Source organism: Pseudomonas sp. ACN5 (genome assembly GCF_002303975.1).
Lineage (GTDB): Bacteria > Pseudomonadota > Gammaproteobacteria > Pseudomonadales > Pseudomonadaceae > Aquipseudomonas > Aquipseudomonas laurylsulfatiphila.
Genome location: NZ_MRCP01000004.1, coordinates 331,765 through 351,448, shown reverse-complemented (window position 1 = coordinate 351,448; position 19,684 = coordinate 331,765). Strand labels below are relative to the sequence as shown.

Genomic DNA, 19,684 nt, shown 5'->3' with positions numbered 1-19,684 from the left:
CCTATAGAAAGGAAAGCCAATCGATGCCGCAGGTGGACCCCGAACTCTTCGACCGTGGCCAGTTCCAGGCTGAACTGGCCCTGAAGGCAAGCCCGATCGCGGCCTTCAAGAAGGCGATCCGCCAGGCCCGCGAGGTGCTCGACGCACGCTTTCGCAATGGCCGGGACATTCGCCGGCTGATCGAGGATCGCGCCTGGTTCGTCGACAACATCCTGCAAAAGGCCTGGGAACAGTTCAGCTGGAGCGAGGACGCCGACATCGCGCTGGTCGCGGTCGGTGGCTACGGCCGCGGTGAATTGCACCCTTATTCCGACATCGATTTGCTGATCCTGCTGGACAGCGCGGACCACGAAGTTTTCCGCGATTCCATCGAGCGCTTTCTGACACTGTTGTGGGACATCGGCCTGGAGGTCGGTCAGAGCGTTCGCTCGGTCGACGAATGCGCCGTCGAGGCCCGCGCCGACCTGACGGTCGTCACCAACCTGATGGAAAGCCGCACGATCGCCGGCCCCGAGCGTTTGCGCCAGCGCATGCTGGACGTCACCAGCACCGGGCACATGTGGCCGAGCAAGGACTTCTTCCTGGCCAAGCGTGCCGAACAAAAGGCCCGGCACCACAAGTACAACGACACCGAATACAACCTGGAACCCAACGTCAAGGGCTCGCCCGGCGGCCTGCGGGATATCCAGACGATTCTGTGGGTGGCCCGTCGCGAGTACGGCACCCTGAACCTGCGGGCACTGGCCGGCGAAGGCTTCCTGGTCGAGAGTGAAAACGCCCTGCTGGCCTCTTCCCAGGAATTCCTGTGGAAAGTTCGCTATGCCCTGCACATGCTCGCCGGTCGCGCCGAAGACCGCCTGCTGTTCGATCACCAGCGCACCATTGCCGGGCTGCTGGGCTTCAAAGGCGACGACGCCAAGCAAGCCATCGAAAATTTCATGCAGCAGTATTACCGGGTGGTGATGAGCATCGCACAGCTCAGCGACCTGATCATCCAGCACTTCGAGGAAGTCATCCTCGCACCGGAAGACGAGGCACCACCGCAGCCGATCAATTCGCGCTTCCAGTTGCATGATGGCTATATCGAAGCACGCAACCACAACGTTTTCCGCCGCACGCCGTTCGCCATGCTGGAAATTTTCGTATTGATGGCCCAGCAGCCGGAAATCAAGGGCGTGCGCGCCGACACCATTCGTATGCTGCGGGAAAACCGTCACCTGATCGACGACGACTTCCGCAACGATATTCGCAATACCAGCCTGTTTATCGAGCTGTTCAAGTGCAAGATCGGCATCCATCGCAACCTGCGACGAATGAACCGCTATGGCATCCTGGGGCGTTATCTGCCCGAATTCGGTTTTATCGTCGGGCAGATGCAGCATGACCTGTTCCACATCTATACGGTCGATGCCCATACCCTGAACCTGATCAAGCACCTGCGTAAGTTGCAGTACACCCAGGTATCGGAAAAATTCCCGCTGGCCAGCAAACTCATGGGCAAGCTGCCCAAACCCGAGCTGATCTACATGGCCGGCCTGTACCACGACATCGGCAAAGGCCGGCACGGCGACCACTCGGACATCGGTGCCGTGGATGCCGAGGCCTTTTGCCAGCGCCATCAGCTGCCAGTGTGGGACAGCCGCCTGATCGTGTGGCTGGTGCAAAACCACCTGGTGATGTCGACCACCGCCCAGCGCAAGGACCTGTCCGACCCGCAGGTGATCCACGATTTCGCACAGATCGTCGGCGACGAAACCCGCCTTGACTACCTGTATGTGCTGACCGTCGCCGACATCAACGCCACCAACCCGACGCTGTGGAATTCCTGGCGCGCCAGCCTGCTGCGCCAGCTCTACACCGAAACCAAGCGTGCCCTGCGTCGCGGCCTGGAGAATCCGGTGGATCGCGAAGAGCAGATCCGCCAGACCCAGAGCGCCGCCCTGGACATACTGGTGCGCGGCGGCACCGACCCGGACGATGTCGAGCAGCTGTGGGCGCAGTTGGGTGATGACTATTTCCTGCGCCATACCGCCGGCGATGTGGCCTGGCACAGCGACGCGATCCTCCAGCAACCGGCCGATGGCGGGCCGCTGGTGCTGATCAAGGAGACTACCCAGCGCGAGTTCGAAGGCGGAACCCAGATCTTCATCTACGCCCCCGACCAGCACGACTTCTTCGCCGTGACCGTGGCCGCGATGGACCAGCTCAACCTGAACATCCATGACGCCCGGGTCATCACCTCCAGCAGCCAGTTCACCCTCGACACCTACATCGTGCTCGACACCGACGGCGACTCGATTGGCGACAACCCGGCACGGGTCAAACAGATCCGCGACGGCCTGACCGAGGCCCTGCGCAACCCGGACGACTACCCGACCATCATCCAGCGCCGGGTACCGCGCCAGCTCAAGCATTTCGCCTTTGCACCACAGGTAACGATCCACAACGACGCCCAGCGGCCGGTGACGGTGCTGGAACTCACGGCACCCGACCGCCCGGGCCTGCTGGCGCGCATCGGCACGATTTTCCTGGAGTTCGATCTGTCGCTGCAAAACGCCAAGATCGCCACCCTCGGCGAGCGCGTGGAAGACGTGTTCTTCATCACCGACGCCCACAATCAGCCGCTGTCCGACCCGCTGCTGTGCAGCCGCCTGCAGGATGCGATCGTCGAACAACTGAGCGTCAACCAGGAACCCGATATCAAACTGTCGCGCATCAGCATCTGACTTAACAACGGCCCGCCTTTTGTAGGAGCGAGCTTGCTCGCGATGAACTCAAATACGCTGCGTTATTCTGGCAAGAACGCGTTATCGTTGACGACCATCGCGAGCAAGCTCGCTCCTACAGGGACCAGCGCCGCTCCAACACCGAACGAGATTTATCGATGAACAACGCTCTGTCCCAGCTCCAGCCCTACCCGTTCGAAAAACTCCGTGCCTTGCTCGGCAGCGTCACGCCCAACCCGGACAAACGCCCTATTGCACTGTCCATTGGCGAGCCTAAACACCGCTCGCCAAGCTTCGTCGCCGAAGCGCTGGCCAGCAATCTCGATCAGATGGCCGTATACCCGACCACCCTCGGCATCCCGGCCCTGCGCGAAGCCATCGCCGCCTGGTGCGAACGTCGCTTCGATGTCCCCAAAGGCTGGATCGATCCGGCGCGCAACGTGCTGCCGGTCAACGGCACCCGCGAGGCGCTGTTCGCCTTCACCCAGACCGTGGTCAACCGTGGCGATGACGCGCTGGTGGTCAGCCCGAACCCGTTCTACCAGATCTACGAAGGCGCGGCGTTCCTCGCCGGGGCCAAGCCGCATTACCTGCCATGCCTGGACGAAAACGGCTTCAATCCGGATTTCGACGCCGTTTCGCCGGACATCTGGAAACGCTGCCAGATCCTGTTCCTGTGCTCGCCAGGCAACCCGACCGGCGCATTGATTCCGGTCGAGACCCTGAAAAAGCTGATCGCCCTGGCCGATGAGCATGACTTCGTGATTGCCGCGGACGAGTGCTACAGCGAACTCTACTTCGACGAACAAACGCCGCCGCCAGGCCTGCTCAGCGCCTGCGCAGAACTGGGCCGCAAGGACTTCAAGCGCTGCGTGGTGTTCCACAGCCTGTCCAAGCGTTCGAACCTGCCAGGCCTGCGTTCGGGTTTTGTCGCCGGCGACGCCGACATTCTCAAAGGCTTCCTGCTTTACCGCACCTACCACGGCTGCGCGATGCCGGTTCAAACCCAACTGGCCAGCGTTGCTGCATGGAATGACGAAGTGCATGTGCGCGCCAACCGTGCGTTGTATCGCGAGAAGTTCGATGCGGTACTGGAAATCCTCAGCCCGGTGCTGGACGTACAGCGCCCGGATGGCAGTTTCTACCTGTGGCCGAATGTGGCCGGTGACGATGCAGCGTTCTGCCGCGACCTGTTCGAGCAGGAGCATGTGACCGTGGTGCCGGGCTCTTACCTGTCGCGGGATGTCGATGGCGTCAATCCGGGCGCCGGGCGCGTGCGCATGGCGCTGGTTGCGCCGTTGGCGGAGTGTGTCGAGGCTGCCGAACGGATCCGTGCATTTATTACGAGAAACCAGTAAGCGCTCCAAGCCTGCACCGTGCAACGCGGTGCAGGCCATGCTTAGTTATCGCAACATCCCCTAATAGGCAGCAACTTTACCCACAACAGAACGACAACTAATCTCCAAGCTGAATCAACCGATTCAACTAAAAAACATGACAAGGAGATAGTCAATGTCTCATTCACATCCCTGCAAAGTTATCGAACCGGCAGACTTACAAGCCTCTTATGACGCCGCCATTAATGAAAACCCTGACAATACCAACATTGCGACCACTGGAAGTCGAAAAAAAAGAGGAGTAGCAACTCACTCAAAATTTTGGGCTAACCAGAGGACACTCAAAGTAGCATTTCTCAACCCGCCGTCCGACACACATCGTGAGGCTGCCATAAAAGCCATCATGCTATGGCAACCTTCTATCAACTTGAATCTGGAGTTTGTCAGCGGCTCCAAGGGTGACATTCGGATCACCATGGAAGCTCCCTTAAACTACTCAGCCATCGGCACCGACGCCACGCTGCGCGGCCCTGGCGAAAACACCATGAACATTGGCACCGCTCCCGACCATCCTTGGTTTGAAGCTGCGGTATTACACGAATTCGGCCATGCACTCGGCATGGAGCATGAACATCAACATCCAAAAGCTAATATCCCGTGGAACAAACCTGCGGTATATGAGCACTACTGGACCGCTTTTCAATGGAGCAAGGAGGAAGTTGATCACAATCTGTTCAGATTGCTGGAAACAGCAACCTCTCGAACCACTGCTTATGATCCAACCTCAATAATGCACTACCCCATACCCAACGAACTGACAATCGGGGATTGGGCGGTATATAAAAATACAACAATAAGCCAAAACGATCGCCGACTAATGCGCAAAGCATATCCAAAGCCAGATCAAGACATCAATTATCATTCAGCGTAAACCAAACAACGAACCTCTTTATTATTTCACCGCTCCCAACTTGGCCTCACTCAGATCCAGTTCCCCCAACACCTCACGCAACACGTCATCGCCAATCTGGTGCTGACGACTGAGGCTGTACAACTCCAGGCGCTGTGCCCGCAGCGCCTTCAAACGTAGACGCCGCTCCAGCAAGTCCATCTGAAAGGCCAGGGCCTGGGCTTCGGCTGAATCGTTGAACACCTCCAACTGGTGCCGGTACTCGGACATGATCCGCGCCTTGAGTTCGGCCGCCAGCGCGGACTGGGCAGCGTCCTGCGGGTTGATTTCTTCTGTCTCAAGCGCATGAATGGCCGCTTCGGCGGTCTTGCGCCAGGCGTCGCGCACTTCGTTGCGGCGCTTGTCGTCCGGGCTGGCTTCGATGCCGCGCAACAACAGTGGCAGCGCGATGCAGGCCGCAATCAACGACAGCAGAATCACCCCGGCGGCGATGAATATCAGCAGATCGCGCTCGGGAAACGCACTGTCCCCCATGAGCATCGGCACCGACATTACCCCCGCCAGCGTCACGGCCCCACGCACGCCACCGACAGTCAGCAACCAGCAGGAACGCGCGCTTGGCACCCGGGTTATCTCAGCCTTGCCACGCCAGCGCCGCACCAAAATGGACAGCCGCCAGATGCTTTGCACCCAGACGAACCGCAAAACCAGCAGCACCAGGAAAATCGCCACCACATCCAGCCCGCGATACAACAACGTCGGCCATAGAGAGGTTTCGTGACTGGCCACCGCCTTGATGATGTCCGGCAACTGCAGGCCCAACAGCAGGAAAATCAAGCCGTTGAAGGCGAATTCCAACAACGACCAGACACTGCGATTGAGCAGGCGCGTGTTGGTCTGGCGCGGCAGCAGATCGAGCCAGCTCTGCATCATCCCCGCCGCCACCGCCGAGAGGATGCCCGACACTTCCATGCGCTCGGCCAGCACGTAGGCCGCAAACGGCAGCAACAACATGAACACCACGTGCGTCGCCGGATCATCCCAACCGCGAGCGATCATCCACGCCCGCAGACGGCCAACCAGCCAGCTCAAGGCCACTCCCACGGCCAGACCGCCCACCGCGACCAGCACGAACGTCAGGCTGGCATTGGCCAGTGAGAACACGCCGGTCACCGCCGCCACCAAGGCAAACTTGAACGTCACCAGGCCCGAGGCGTCGTTCATCAGCGCCTCACCCTGCAAGATGTGCATCAATGGCGTGGGCAGCCGATTGCGGGAGATCGCCGACACCGCCACCGCATCCGTCGGCGACAGTACCGCCGCCAAGGCAAACGCCACCGGCAACGGCACACTAGGTAGCAGCCAATGAATGAAATAGCCGGCGCCCACCACGGTAAACAACACCAGGCCCACCGCCAGGGTCAGGATCGGTCCGCGCAGGTGCCAGAATTCGCGCTTGGGCATGCGCCAACCGTCGGAGAACAGTAGCGGCGGCAGGAACAGAAACAGGAACAACTCGGGATCCAGGGCCACATGCAATCCCAGAGTCGGCCACGCAAGCAATGCCCCTGCGGCGATTTGCACCAGCGGCAACGGCAGCGGGATCACCCGTCCGATCAGGCGCGAAACGCCCACCAGCATCAACAGGATCAGGACGGTGTAGGCGGTTTGCATAAAGCGTGGTTCCCGGACAATCGACAACATTGAAGTGCCATATTAGCTGCTTAGACTGGATGGGGGCCCTTGCACCAATGTCGCACGCCGGAATACCGCCCTCCTGTAGGAGCGAGCTCGCGATGGTCGTTAACGATGACGCGGCATGCCTGATACCCCGCGGCGCTCTCAGGTTCATCGCGAGCAAGCTCGCTCCTACAAGGGATTTATGGCATGACAAAAATACAAACCCGACCACAGCCGCCGCGAAACCGTCCGGCCATGGCATAATCCTCCACCTTTTATTTCCAGCACCTGCAAAGGGGGCAATTCCTTGACCGCTTCAAGCAAAACGTTGCACCTTTTCGGCATCAAAGCCTGCGACACCATGAAAAAGGCGCGCACCTGGCTCGATGAACACGCTGTCAGCTATGACTTTCATGATTACAAAGCGGTCGGTATCGACCGTGAACACCTGACCCAATGGTGCAGCGAGCACGGCTGGGAAGTGGTGTTGAACCGTGCAGGCACGACCTTTCGCAAGCTCGACGACGAACGCAAAGCCGATCTCGACCAGACGAAAGCCATCGAATTGATGCTCGCACAACCCTCGATGATCAAGCGCCCGGTGCTCGATCTCGGTGACCGAACCCTGATTGGCTTCAAGCCAGATATCTACGCGGCCGCGCTCAAGTAAGCAGCCCGTTCAATTTTGTTAGAGGTATTCACATGTCCACTACCCTGTTCAGCCTGGCCTTCGGCGTCGGCACTCAAAACCGTCAAGGCGCATGGCTGGAAGTGTTCTACGCCGCCCCGGTTCTCAAGCCATCGGCTGAAGTCGTCGCCGCTATCGCACCGATCCTGGGCTACACCGAAGGCAATCAGGCCATCGCATTCAGCACCGCCCAGGCCTCGCAACTGGCCGAAGCCCTCAAAGGCGTCGACGCTGCCCAGGCCGCCCTGCTGACCCGCCTGGCCGAGAGCCACAAGCCGCTGGTCGCCACCCTGCTGGCTGAAGACACCCAGCTGTCGTCCACCCCGGAGGCCTACCTCAAGCTGCACCTGCTGAGCCATCGCCTGGTCAAGCCTCACGGCCTGAACCTGGCCGGAATCTTCCCGCTGCTGCCGAACGTGGCCTGGACCAGCCAGGGCGCTGTCGACCTGAGCGAACTGGCCGAACTGCAACTCGAAGCCCGCCTGCGCGGCGAGTTGCTGGAAGTGTTCTCGGTGGACAAGTTCCCGAAAATGACCGACTACGTGGTTCCGGCCGGCGTGCGTATCGCTGACGCTGCGCGTCTGCGCCTGGGCGCTTACGTGGGCGAAGGCACCACCGTGATGCACGAAGGTTTCATCAACTTCAACGCCGGCACAGAAGGCCCGGGCATGATCGAAGGCCGCGTATCCGCTGGCGTATTCGTCGGCAAGGGTTCGGACCTGGGCGGCGGCTGCTCGACCATGGGCACCCTGTCGGGCGGCGGCAACATCGTGATCAAGGTCGGCGAAGGCTGCCTGATCGGCGCCAATGCCGGTATCGGCATTCCGTTGGGCGACCGCAACACCGTCGAGTCGGGCCTGTACGTGACCGCCGGTACCAAAGTCGCACTGCTGGACGAGAACAATCAACTGGTCAAAGTGGTCAAGGCCCGTGAACTGGCCGGCCAGCCGGACCTGCTGTTCCGTCGCAATTCGGAGACCGGTGCCGTGGAATGCAAAACCCACAAATCGGCCATCGAGTTGAACGAAGCGCTGCACGCTCACAACTAAGCATCACACGATGACCTGTGTAGGAGCGAGCTTGCTCGCGATGGACGTCAACGATAACGCGCGTCACCAGACAGTACGCGTTTTCCATGCGTCCATCGCGAGCAAGCTCGCTCCTACATGGATACGGCGTACCCTCACCAGGGCCCGATAACATGCTGATTCTCTCTCCCTGGCGCGCCGACTTTCCGGCCATCGCCGCCCTGCAGCGGCAAGGCCAGACCTATCTGGACAACGCCGCCACCACGCAAAAACCCCAAGCCCTGCTGGACGCCCTGGCGCACTACTACGCCAATGGCGCGGCCAACGTGCATCGGGCGCAACACTTGCCCGGCGCCCACGCCACCCAGGCGTTCGAGGACAGTCGTCGCAAAGCCGCGCAATGGCTCAATGCTGGAGATTGCGGGCAAATCATCTTTACCCACGGCGCGACGTCCGCGCTGAATCTCCTGGCCTATGGCCTGGAACACCTTTTCAATCCGGGCGACGAAATTGTCATCAGCGCCCTGGAACATCACGCCAACCTTTTGCCGTGGCAGCAACTGGCGAACCGTCGCGAGCTGAAGCTGGTGATCCTGCCACTGGACGCCGACGGCGTGATCGACCTTGAAGCCGCCGCCGGTTTGATCGGCCCACGCACGCGTCTGTTGGCCGTCAGTCAACTGTCCAACGTGATTGGCGCGTGGCAGCCGCTGCTTCAATTGCTGGCACTGGCCAAGGCGCACAATGCCCTGACCGTGATCGATGGCGCCCAGGGCGTGGTCCATGGCCGCCACGACGTGCAAGCATTGGGCTGCGATTTTTATGTATTCTCCAGCCACAAGCTCTACGGTCCCGATGGCCTGGGCGTGCTGTTCGGGCGCAATACAGCGCTGCAACAGCTGCGTCCCTGGCAGTTCGGCGGTGAAATGGTGCTCGATGCCAATTATCACGACGCCCGCTTTCGCCCGGCCCCTCTGGGCCTCGAGGCCGGGACGCCGCCGATTGCCAGTGTGATCGGCCTGGGAGCGACCCTGGATTACCTCGCCGGGCTTGATCAGGACGCCGTGTCCGCCCATGAAGCGGCGCTGCATGCCTGTTTGCTCAAGGGTCTTGAGGCACGTCACGGCATCCGCCTGCTGGGCAGGCCGCAAGTGGCACTGGCCAGTTTTACCGTCGAGGGTGTACATAACTCTGACCTGGCGCACTTGCTGACTGAGCAAGGGATTGCAGTGCGCGCTGGCCATCACTGCGCCATGCCGCTGCTCAAACGCTTTGAACTGGCGGGGGCGATTCGGGTGTCGTTAGCGCTGTACAACGACTCCGAAGACCTGGAACGGTTTTTTGAAGCCCTGGATCAGGCCCTGGAGCTGCTGCGATGAACCTGCCTGCCGATGCCGTGACCGCACTCGATACCTTTGGCAACGCCGCCAGCTGGGAACAACGCGCACGCCTGCTGATGCAATGGGGCGAGCGCCTGCCTGCCTTGAGTGATACGCAGATGTGCGACGCCAACCGGGTGTACGGTTGTGAAAGCCAGGTGTGGCTGGTGGGCGAATTGCGCGACGGCCATTGGCAGTTCAGCGCCAACAGCGATGCGCGGTTGATTCGTGGGTTGGTGGCGTTGCTGCTGGCGCGGGTCAACGGCTTGTCGGCGGCTCAATTGCAGCAGGTGGATTTGCCGGACTGGTTCAATCAGTTGGGATTGGGGCGGCAGTTGTCCCAGTCTCGTAGCAATGGCCTCAATGCCGTACTTCAGCGAATGAATGAGTTGGCCGGTTAATCGCCTTCGCGAGCAAGCCCGCTCCCACATTGGATTTCGGTCGTACACAAAAACTGTACTCTCTGAACATCGAATGTGGGAGCGGGCTTGCTCGCGAAGAGGCCATCAGTAGCAACACTTAAATCTGAGGCTTGACCCGCTCCGCCGGCCGCCGCACTCCGGCCACGATCTTGTCCACAGCCTTGGTCGCCGCGACCATGCCGAAGGTCGCCGTCACCATCATCACCGCGCCAAACCCGCCGGCGCAGTCGAGCTTCACGCCATCACCGACAAAACTCTTCTGCAGGCAAATGCTGCCGTCCGGTTTCGGATAACGCAGCTGCTCGGTGGAAAACACGCACGGCACACTGTAATGGCGGGTCACGGTGCGTGAGAAGCCGTAGTCGCGGCGTAGCGTTGAGCGCACTTTCGACGCCAACGGGTCGTTGAACGTGCGATTCAGGTCGCAGACCTGAATCAAGGTCGGGTCGATCTGCCCTCCCGCGCCGCCGGTGGTGATGATCTGGATCTTGCGACGCTTGCACCAGGCGATCAGCGCAGCCTTGGCGTTGACGCTGTCGATGCAGTCGATCACGCAGTCGATGTTCGGCGTGATGTACTCGGCCATGGTGTCGCGGGTGACGAAGTCCGGCACCGCGTGCACCGTGCAGTCCGGGTTGATCCCGCGCAGACGCTCGGCCATCACCTCGACCTTGGGTTTGCCGACGGTACTGTCCAGCGCGTGCAACTGACGGTTGGCGTTGCTGACGCAGACGTCGTCCAGATCGAACAGCGAAATCTCGCCCACGCCACAACGGGCCATGGCTTCGGCCGCCCAGGAACCGACCCCACCGACGCCGACAATCGCCACATGGGCTGCGCGCAGGCGTTCAAGGCCTTCGATGCCATACAAACGGGCAATGCCGGCAAAACGCGGATCTTCAGTACTCATGACCATTACCCCAAAAACCGGCGGGCATTATAGGGCTTCGCAGCTACAAGTTTTAAGTTTCAAGCGACAAGTGTAAGAACTTATGTGAAAGCCAATTGCCCAACGTCAGGCATTTCCCTGTCTGCTGTACGGTCAGGGAAGGCCCGGTGTAGGATGCGCGCCCCTTGGCGGCAGCCAACCGTTCCTTCGTTCCACAGCCTTTGGAACCTGAAATAACCATGTCATCGCGTAAATTTGGACTCAACCTGGTCGTGGTGCTCGCCATCGCGGCCTTGTTTACCGGCTTCTGGGCGCTGATCAACCGCCCGGTCACCGCCCCCAACTGGCCTGAACAGATCTCCGGCTTCTCGTACTCGCCATTCCAGCAGGGCCAGTTCCCGCAGAAAGACCAGTACCCGACCGACGATCAAATGCGTCGCGACCTGGAGATCATGAGCAAGCTGACGGATAACATCCGCATCTACTCGGTCGATGGCACCCTGCAAAACATCCCGAAACTGGCGGAAGAGTTTGGTTTGCGGGTGACACTGGGGATCTGGATCAGTCCGGACCAGGAACGCAACGAACGGGAAATTACCCGCGCCATCGAAATCGCCAACTCTTCGCGCAGCGTGGTTCGTGTGGTGGTCGGCAACGAAGCGATCTTCCGCAAGGAAATCACCGCCGCCGAACTGAGCGTGATGCTCGATCGTGTCCGCGCCGCCGTGAAGGTGCCGGTGACCACGTCCGAGCAATGGCACGTCTGGGAAGAACACCCGGAACTGGCCAAGCACGTCGACCTGATCGCCGCGCACGTCCTGCCTTACTGGGAATTCATCCCGATGGACAAGGCCGGGCAGTTCGTCCTCGACCGCGCCCGCGACCTGAAAAAGATGTTCCCGAAAAAGCCGCTGCTACTGTCCGAAGTGGGCTGGCCGAGCAATGGCCGCATGCGCGGCGGCGCCGATGCTTCGCCAGCAGACCAGGCGATCTACCTGCGAACCCTGGTCAACAAGCTCAATCGCCAGGGTTTCAACTACTTCGTGATCGAAGCGTTTGACCAGCCGTGGAAAGTCAGCGACGAAGGTTCCGTTGGCGCCTACTGGGGCGTATTCAACGCCGCGCGCCAGCAGAAGTTCAACTTCGAAGGCCCGGTGGTGGCGATTCCGCAGTGGCGCGTGTTGGCCATCGGTTCGGTGGTATTGGCGCTGTTGTCGCTGACCCTGCTGATGATCGACGGCTCGGCCCTGCGCCAGCGTGGTCGCACCTTCCTGACCTTCATTGCGTTCCTCTGTGGTTCGGTGCTGGTGTGGATCGGCTACGACTACAGCCAGCAGTACAGCACCTGGTTCAGCCTGACAGTGGGTTTCCTGCTTGCCCTCGGTGCGCTTGGGGTGTTCATCGTGCTGCTGACCGAAGCCCATGAACTGGCCGAAGCGGTGTGGGTGCACAAGCGCCGCCGCGAGTTCCTGCCGGTGGAAGGCGATTCCGGCTACCGCCCGAAAGTGTCGATTCACGTGCCCTGCTACAACGAACCGCCGGAGATGGTCAAACAGACCCTCAACGCCCTGGCCAACCTCGACTATCCGGATTTCGAAGTCCTGATCATCGACAACAACACCAAGGACCCGGCGGTCTGGGAACCGGTGCGCGACTACTGCGCCACCCTCGGCCCGCGCTTCAAGTTCTTCCACGTGGCACCGCTGGCCGGCTTCAAGGGTGGCGCGCTGAACTACCTGATTCCGCACACCGCCAAGGACGCCGAAGTGATTGCCGTGATCGACTCGGACTACTGCGTCGACCGCAACTGGCTCAAACACATGGTGCCGCATTTCGCCGACCCGAAAATCGCTGTGGTGCAGTCGCCACAGGATTACCGCGACCAGAACGAAAGCACCTTCAAGAAGCTCTGCTACGCGGAATACAAAGGCTTCTTCCATATCGGCATGGTCACCCGCAACGACCGCGACGCGATCATCCAGCACGGCACCATGACCATGACCCGCCGTTCGGTGCTCGAAGAGCTGGGCTGGGCCGACTGGTGCATCTGTGAAGACGCCGAGCTGGGCCTGCGCGTATTCGAGAAAGGCCTGTCGGCGGCGTACTACCACACCAGCTACGGCAAAGGCCTGATGCCCGATACCTTCATCGACTTCAAGAAACAGCGTTTCCGCTGGGCCTACGGAGCGATTCAGATCATCAAGCGCCACACCGCCAGCCTGCTGCGCGGCAAGGACACCGAGCTGACCCGCGGTCAGCGCTACCACTTCCTCGCGGGCTGGTTGCCGTGGGTGGCGGACGGCATGAACATCTTCTTTACCGTCGGCGCGCTGTTGTGGTCGGCGGCAATGATCATCGTGCCGCAACGGGTCGATCCGCCGCTGCTGATCTTCGCAATCCCGCCGTTGGCGCTGTTCGTGTTCAAGGTCGCCAAGATCATCTTCCTCTACCGTCGTGCGGTCGGGGTGAACTTGAAGGATGCCTTCTGCGCGGCGCTGGCCGGTCTGGCGTTGTCCCACACCATCGCCAAAGCGGTGCTGTACGGCTTCTTCACCAGCAGCATTCCGTTCTTCCGCACACCGAAAAACGCCGACAACCATGGTTTCTGGGTAGCGATTTCCGAAGCGCGCGAAGAGTTGTTCATCATGCTGCTGTTGTGGAGCGCGGCGCTGGGGATTTATCTGGTCAACGGCATGCCGAGCAACGACATGCGCTTCTGGGTCACCATGCTGCTGGTGCAGTCGCTGCCGTATCTGGCGGCGCTGATCATGGCGTTCCTGTCGTCGCTGCCGAAACCGGCCGCCGAGCCTGAAGCGGCACCTGTCGTCTAAATCTTTGCGGATGCACTAAACGGCGGCCAATGGTCGCCGTTTTGCTTTAAGATAACCGCCATTTTGCGGGGCTTGGGCACGTCGCGGTTTTCCGATCGAACCCAATACCTGTGGGAGCGGGCTTGCTCGCGAATGCGTTGTAACAGTTGAGGCGTATGTTGACTGACACACCGCTTTCGCGAGCAAGCCCGCTCCCACATTAAAAGCCCAAGCCCATATTCCATGATTCCGGAGTTTTCCATGACGGCCCACGCCGACCTTTCGCCGACCCTCCAACTCGCCATCGACCTGATCCGCCGTCCGTCCGTGACGCCGATCGACGCCGATTGCCAGAAGCAGATGATGCAGCGCCTGGGCGATGCCGGTTTCACCCTGGAACCGATGCGCATCGAAGATGTGGATAACTTCTGGGCCACCCACGGCCAGGATGATGGTCCGGTGCTGTGCTTCGCCGGCCACACCGACGTGGTCCCGACCGGCCCGGTAACGGCCTGGCAGATCGAACCGTTCAACGCGCTGATCGACGAACACGGCATGCTCTGCGGCCGTGGCGCTGCCGACATGAAAGGCAGCCTCGCCGCCATGACCGTCGCGTCCGAGCGTTTTGTCGCCGACTACCCGAATCACAAGGGCAAAGTCGCGTTCCTGATCACCAGCGATGAAGAAGGCCCGGCGCACCACGGCACCAAGGCAGTGGTCGAACGCCTCGCCGCGCGCAAGGAGCGTCTGGACTGGTGCATCGTCGGCGAACCGTCGAGCACCACCCTGGTGGGTGACGTGGTCAAGAACGGCCGTCGCGGCTCCCTCGGCGCCAAGCTGACCGTGCGCGGTGTGCAAGGACACGTGGCTTACCCGCACCTGGCAAAGAATCCGATCCACCTCGCCGCTCCGGCCCTGGCAGAACTGGCCGCCGAGCACTGGGACCACGGCAACGATTTCTTCCCGCCGACCAGTTTCCAGATCTCCAACGTCAACTCCGGCACCGGTGCGACCAACGTGATCCCGGGTGACCTGGTGGCGGTGTTCAACTTCCGCTTCTCCACCGAGTCAACGGTCGAAGGCTTGCAGAAGCGCGTCGCCGACATCCTCGACAAGCATGGCCTGGACTGGCACGTAGACTGGGCCTTGTCCGGTCTGCCGTTCCTCACCGAGCCAGGCGCGCTGCTGGACGCGGTGTCGTCGAGCATCAAGGACATCACCGGTCGCGACACCAAGGCATCCACCAGCGGCGGCACCTCCGACGGACGCTTCATCGCGACCATGGGCACGCAAGTGGTTGAGCTGGGCCCGGTCAACGCGACCATCCACCAGGTCAACGAGCGTGTGCTGGCAGCCGACCTCGATGTGCTGACCGAAATCTACTACCAGACCCTGATCAAGTTGCTCGCCTGATGCTTGCCTGCCCTATCTGCAGCGAACCGCTCAATGCGGTGGACAACGGTGTGGTCTGCCCCGCCGGGCACCGGTTCGACCGTGCACGCCAGGGTTACCTGAACCTGCTGCCGGTGCAGCACAAAAACAGCCGCGACCCTGGGGATAACCAGGCGATGGTCGAAGCGCGCCGTGACTTCCTCAATGCCGGGCACTATGCGCCGGTGGCCAGGCGTCTGGCGGAGCTGGCCGCCCGCTATGCACCGCAGCGCTGGCTGGACATCGGTTGTGGCGAGGGCTACTACACCGCGCAGATCGCCGAGGCGCTGCCAGAGGCCGAAGGTTATGCCCTGGACATCTCCCGCGAAGCGGTCAAACGCGCCTGCAAACGCAACCCGCAGCTCACCTGGTTGATCGCCAGCATGGCGCGGGTGCCGTTGGCTTCCGGCAGTTGCCAGTTCCTCGCCAGCGTCTTCAGCCCGCTGGACTGGGAAGAAGCCAAACGCCTGCTCAGCGTCGGCGGCGGCCTGATGAAAGTCGGGCCGACCAGCGGCCACCTGATGGAGTTGCGCGAGCGGCTGTACGATGAGGTCCGCGAGTACATCGACGACAAGCATCTTGACCTGGTGCCGGAAGGCATGGCGCTGGCGCACAGCGAAACCCTGGAATTCAAACTGACGCTCCACAGTGGTCAGGACCGGGCGAACCTGCTGGCGATGACGCCCCACGGCTGGCGCGCCAGTGCCGAACGCCGTGCTGCCGTTATCGAGCAGGCCGAGCCGTTCGAGGTCACCGTGTCGATGCGCTACGATTATTTCGTTCTTCAATAACTTCAAACATTTTTGGTCTTGGGCAACGGCTCAAGGCCGGCTAAATCCGCGAATGGATTTTTCAGACCCGCAGTGAGGACATCCATGCGCCAGCCCGATATCGAGATTTACCTGAAAGACGCCGACGTCGATCACAAAGCCATTGCCGCCTGGCTAGGCGCGGCACTTGGCCCGTGTTCGGATTGGGTGCAGAAGGGCCAGACCTACAAGTGCAAGGCCGGCAACGTGCCGGTGACCTGGCTGCCAAAAGCGGTCGGCAAGTGGAACAGCCTGTACCTGGAAAGCGACCAGACCCCATGGGACGACGACATCGCCTGCGCCCGCGCCGCGTTTGCCGCGCTGAACGTCGAAGTGCGTTGCGCGCCGGGAACCTGGGTCGAGGAAGAAGGTGAAGAGACGGCGGACCGCTGGATTCGCATCAGCGCCGATGGTGAAGAAGAGATCACCTGGAAAACGGCTTAAAGCCTGAACACCGCCCCTGTAGGAGCGAGCTTGCTCGCGATGGTCTTCAACGATAACGCGCCAACTCCGAGTATGCGCGGCGTCCTTGAGTTCTTCGCGAGCAAGCTCGCTCCTACAGTGGTTTTTGAGTGAACTGAAGATCCGGTTTACAGACCCACCACATCCTCAGCCTGCAACCCCTTCTGCCCTTCGACCACCGCATATTCAACCTGCTGGCCTTCGGTCAGTGAGCGGTGCCCCTCGCCACGAATCGCGCGGTAGTGCACGAACACGTCCACCCCGTCCTCGCGCTGAATGAAGCCGTAGCCCTTGGCGTCGTTGAACCACTTCACGTTGCCGGTTTCGCGTGTTGCCATTTGTTCATACTCCCTTTTTATTATTGATCGGGCTTTTCGCAGGAAAGCCTCGGGAACGTCAGCCTGCGCATACCGGTCCCATGTGGGTAACGGCGACAGAGCGCCGAGTATATGACAGACGTGAAAACTCTCAACAAGACTTTACTTAGGTGCTTTTTTGCCGATTTTCAGCGAATACGGCACACTATCGGCTTCCCGAGCAAACGCTTGGTTTCATTCACTCACGCAGAAGCCGTATGACCCGTTCCCCGTTCCGCCGTCTTGTGTTTGGCACCCTGCGTCGACTGCTGTACCTCTGGGTTCGCTCAGAGACGATCAACCAGTCGTCGTTCACCCTCAACCTCGACCGCAGTCGTCCGGTGTTCTACGTCCTGCAAAACCCATCGCTGACCGACCTTGCCGTGGTCGACACCGAGTGCAGCAAGGCGGGTCTGCCGCGCCCCGTGCTGCCGGTATCGGTGGGCAACCTGCTGGAACCGGCCGCGTTCTTCTACCTGACGCCGGACCCGGACTGGCTCGGCCGCCAGGACAAGCGCGGCGCACCGCCAACCTTGACCCGCCTGGTCAGCGCCCTGAGCCAGAACGCCGCCGAAGACGCGCAGATCATTCCGGTCAGCGTGTTCTGGGGCCAGTCGCCGGACAGCGAAAACAGCCCGTGGAAACTCCTGTTCGCCGATAGCTGGGCGGTGACCGGGCGCCTGCGTCGCTTGTTGAGCATCATCGTGTTGGGCCGCAAGACCCGCGTGCAGTTCTCCGCGCCGATCCACCTGCGCGAACTGATCGAACACAACAAGGGCCACGAGCGCACCGTGCGCATGGCCCAGCGCATCCTGCGGGTACACTTTCGCAACCTGAAGGCGGCGGTGATCGGCCCGGACATTTCCCACCGTCGCAACCTGGTCAAGGGCCTGCTGAACCAGCCGCAGGTCAGACAGGCGATCCTCGACGAAGCCGAACGCGAGAACATTTCGCCGGAAAAAGCCAAGGCCCAGGCCCTGCGCTATGGCAACGAAATCGCCTCGGACTACACCTACACCGCCATCCGTTTTATGGAAGTGGTGCTGAGCTGGTTCTGGAACAAGATCTACGACGGCATCAAGGTCAACCACATCGAAGGCGTGCAGAAGGTCGCCCAGGGTCACGAAGTGATCTACGTACCCTGCCACCGCAGCCATATCGATTATCTGCTGCTGTCCTACCTGCTGTTCCGCAACGGCCTGACCCCGCCGCACATCGCCGCCGGGATCAACCTGAACATGCCGGTGATCGGCGGCCTGCTACGTCGTGGCGGCGCGTTTTTCATGCGCCGGACGTTCAAGGGCAACCCGCTGTACACCTCGGTGTTCAACGAATACCTGCACACACTGTTCACCAAGGGCTTCCCGGTGGAGTATTTCGTCGAGGGTGGCCGTTCGCGCACCGGGCGCATGCTGCAACCGAAAACCGGGATGCTGGCGATCACCCTGCGCAGCTTCCTGCGTTCGTCGCGCATGCCCATTGTCTTCGTGCCGGTGTACATCGGCTACGAGCGCGTACTGGAAGGCCGGACCTACCTCGGCGAATTGCGCGGTGCGGCCAAGAAGAAAGAATCGATCTTCGACATCTTCAAAGTCATCGGCGCACTCAAGCAGCGCTTCGGCCAGGTCGCGGTGAACTTCGGCGAGCCGATCAAACTGGCGCAATTCCTCGACAGCGAACAGCCGGACTGGCGCCAACAGGAACTCGGCCCGCAGTTCAGACCGGCCTGGCTCAACGAAACCACCAACCGCCTCGGCGAGAAGGTCGCGCGGCATCTGAACGAAGCGGCAGCGATCAACCCGGTCAACCTCGTCGCCCTGGCGCTGCTGTCCACCAGCCGCCTGGCCCTGGACGACCGCGCCATGGCACGGGTGCTCGACCTGTATCTGGCGCTGCTGCGCAAGGTGCCGTACTCGCCGCACACCACCCTGCCGGAAGGTGACGGCCGGGCGCTGATCGAGCACGTGAAGGACATGGACCTGCTGTCCGAGCAGAGCGATGCCCTGGGCAAGATTCTGTATCTGGACGAACAGAACGCCGTCCTGATGACCTACTACCGCAACAACGTATTGCACATCTTCGCCCTGCCGGCACTGCTGGCGAGCTTCTTCCAGAGTGCCTCGCGCATGAGCCGCGAACAGATCCTGCGCTACACCCGCGCGCTGTACCCGTACCTGCAAGCGGAGCTGTTCATTCGCTGGTCGCTGGACGAACTGGATGCGGTGATTGATCAATGGCTGGAGGCGTTCGTCGAGCAAGGCCTGCTGCGCGTCGAGAACGATGTGTACCTGCGCCCGGCGCCAAGCTCACGGCATTTCGTGTTGCTGACGCTGCTGTCGAAAAGCATCGCCCAGACCCTGCAGCGTTTCTACATGACCGTGTCCCTGCTGCTCAACAGCGGCCAGAACAGCATCAGCGCCGAAGAACTGGAAGACCTGTGCACGGTCATGGCCCAGCGCCTGTCGATCCTGCATGGCCTGAACGCCCCGGAGTTCTTCGACAAAAGCCTGTTCCGCCACTTCATCCAGACCCTGCTCGACCTCGAAGTGCTCAAGCGCGACGAAGCAGGCAAGCTCGGTTATCACGAACTGCTCGGCGAACTGGCCGAAGGCGCGGCCAAACGGGTGTTGCCGGCGGAGATCCGTTTGTCGATCCGGCAGGTGGCGTTGCATCGCAGTGAAGATGCGGCGGATCAAGCGATCCCAGCGCCACAGGCCTGATGCAAAACCTGTGGGAGCGAGCAGGCTCGCTCCCACA

Annotated in this window: 15 protein-coding genes; 12 read left to right on the top strand and 3 right to left on the bottom strand. The window is 61.0% G+C overall.

Features of this window, described 5'->3' with window-relative positions:
• The first annotated feature begins 23 nt into the window (after positions 1-23).
• The 3 genes from BSF40_RS10235 to BSF40_RS10225 all read left to right on the top strand — a co-directional run bounded on the left by BSF40_RS10235 (position 24) and on the right by BSF40_RS10225 (position 4,994).
• Positions 24-2,726 (top strand): [protein-PII] uridylyltransferase, encoded by a 2,703-nt coding sequence (locus tag BSF40_RS10235; protein WP_095965036.1) that lies wholly within the window; start codon positions 24-26, stop codon positions 2,724-2,726.
• Positions 2,727-2,884: 158 nt separating this feature from the next.
• Positions 2,885-4,084, top strand: a complete 1,200-nt coding sequence (gene dapC, locus BSF40_RS10230; protein WP_015093759.1) for a succinyldiaminopimelate transaminase — start codon at positions 2,885-2,887, stop codon at positions 4,082-4,084.
• Positions 4,085-4,238: 154 nt separating this feature from the next.
• Positions 4,239-4,994 (top strand): M12 family metallopeptidase, encoded by a 756-nt coding sequence (locus BSF40_RS10225; RefSeq protein ID WP_095965035.1) that lies wholly within the window; start codon positions 4,239-4,241, stop codon positions 4,992-4,994.
• A gap of 21 nt (positions 4,995-5,015) precedes the next feature.
• On the opposite strand, the gene BSF40_RS10220 is transcribed toward BSF40_RS10225, so the two are convergent.
• Positions 5,016-6,647 (bottom strand): Na+/H+ antiporter, encoded by a 1,632-nt coding sequence (locus tag BSF40_RS10220; protein ID WP_095965034.1) that lies wholly within the window; start codon positions 6,645-6,647, stop codon positions 5,016-5,018.
• Between the two features lie 313 nt (positions 6,648-6,960).
• On the opposite strand from BSF40_RS10220, the gene BSF40_RS10215 reads away from it, so the two are divergent.
• The 4 genes from BSF40_RS10215 (at position 6,961) to BSF40_RS10200 (ending at position 10,149) form a co-directional block, all read left to right on the top strand.
• Positions 6,961-7,323 carry an ArsC family reductase gene (locus BSF40_RS10215; protein ID WP_095965033.1) on the top strand — a complete coding sequence of 121 codons (363 nt, stop codon included), beginning with the start codon at positions 6,961-6,963 and terminating at the stop codon, positions 7,321-7,323.
• 32 nt (positions 7,324-7,355) lie between these two features.
• Positions 7,356-8,390: a 2,3,4,5-tetrahydropyridine-2,6-dicarboxylate N-succinyltransferase gene (gene dapD, locus BSF40_RS10210; protein ID WP_008000057.1), complete on the top strand. Its 1,035-nt coding sequence runs from the start codon at positions 7,356-7,358 to the stop codon at positions 8,388-8,390.
• A gap of 152 nt (positions 8,391-8,542) precedes the next feature.
• A complete protein-coding gene (locus BSF40_RS10205; protein WP_095965032.1) occupies positions 8,543-9,748 on the top strand; it encodes an aminotransferase class V-fold PLP-dependent enzyme in 1,206 nt (401 codons plus the stop codon).
• On the top strand, positions 9,745-10,149 hold the full coding sequence (locus tag BSF40_RS10200; protein ID WP_095965031.1) for a SufE family protein: 405 nt from the start codon (positions 9,745-9,747) through the stop codon (positions 10,147-10,149). Before BSF40_RS10205 ends, BSF40_RS10200 begins: the two co-directional genes overlap by 4 nt.
• A gap of 118 nt (positions 10,150-10,267) precedes the next feature.
• On the opposite strand, the gene tcdA is transcribed toward BSF40_RS10200, so the two are convergent.
• On the bottom strand, positions 10,268-11,086 hold the full coding sequence (gene tcdA, locus BSF40_RS10195; protein WP_015093753.1) for a tRNA cyclic N6-threonylcarbamoyladenosine(37) synthase TcdA: 819 nt from the start codon (positions 11,084-11,086) through the stop codon (positions 10,268-10,270).
• Between the two features lie 212 nt (positions 11,087-11,298).
• Here tcdA and BSF40_RS10190 point away from each other — a divergent pair, with 212 nt between their 5' ends.
• From BSF40_RS10190 to BSF40_RS10175, 4 genes are all read left to right on the top strand, one after another.
• Positions 11,299-13,890, top strand: a complete 2,592-nt coding sequence (locus tag BSF40_RS10190; protein WP_095965030.1) for a glycosyltransferase — start codon at positions 11,299-11,301, stop codon at positions 13,888-13,890.
• Between the two features lie 240 nt (positions 13,891-14,130).
• The gene (gene dapE, locus BSF40_RS10185) at positions 14,131-15,282 is read left to right on the top strand and encodes a succinyl-diaminopimelate desuccinylase (protein WP_007995764.1); all 1,152 of its coding nucleotides are present in this window, start codon (positions 14,131-14,133) and stop codon (positions 15,280-15,282) included.
• Positions 15,282-16,091: a putative RNA methyltransferase gene (locus BSF40_RS10180; protein WP_095965029.1), complete on the top strand. Its 810-nt coding sequence runs from the start codon at positions 15,282-15,284 to the stop codon at positions 16,089-16,091. The genes dapE and BSF40_RS10180 overlap by 1 nt, the downstream gene beginning before the upstream one ends.
• Positions 16,092-16,175: 84 nt before the next feature.
• Positions 16,176-16,553, top strand: a complete 378-nt coding sequence (locus BSF40_RS10175; RefSeq protein WP_007978418.1) for a hypothetical protein — start codon at positions 16,176-16,178, stop codon at positions 16,551-16,553.
• A 146-nt stretch (positions 16,554-16,699) separates the two neighbouring features.
• Here the strand turns inward: BSF40_RS10175 and BSF40_RS10170 are convergent, their stop codons facing one another.
• A complete protein-coding gene (locus BSF40_RS10170; protein WP_007954750.1) occupies positions 16,700-16,909 on the bottom strand; it encodes a cold shock domain-containing protein in 210 nt (69 codons plus the stop codon).
• 236 nt (positions 16,910-17,145) lie between these two features.
• Between BSF40_RS10170 and plsB the strand changes: the two genes are divergently transcribed.
• Positions 17,146-19,647: a glycerol-3-phosphate 1-O-acyltransferase PlsB gene (gene plsB, locus BSF40_RS10165; RefSeq protein ID WP_095965028.1), complete on the top strand. Its 2,502-nt coding sequence runs from the start codon at positions 17,146-17,148 to the stop codon at positions 19,645-19,647.
• Positions 19,648-19,684 lie beyond the last annotated feature (37 nt).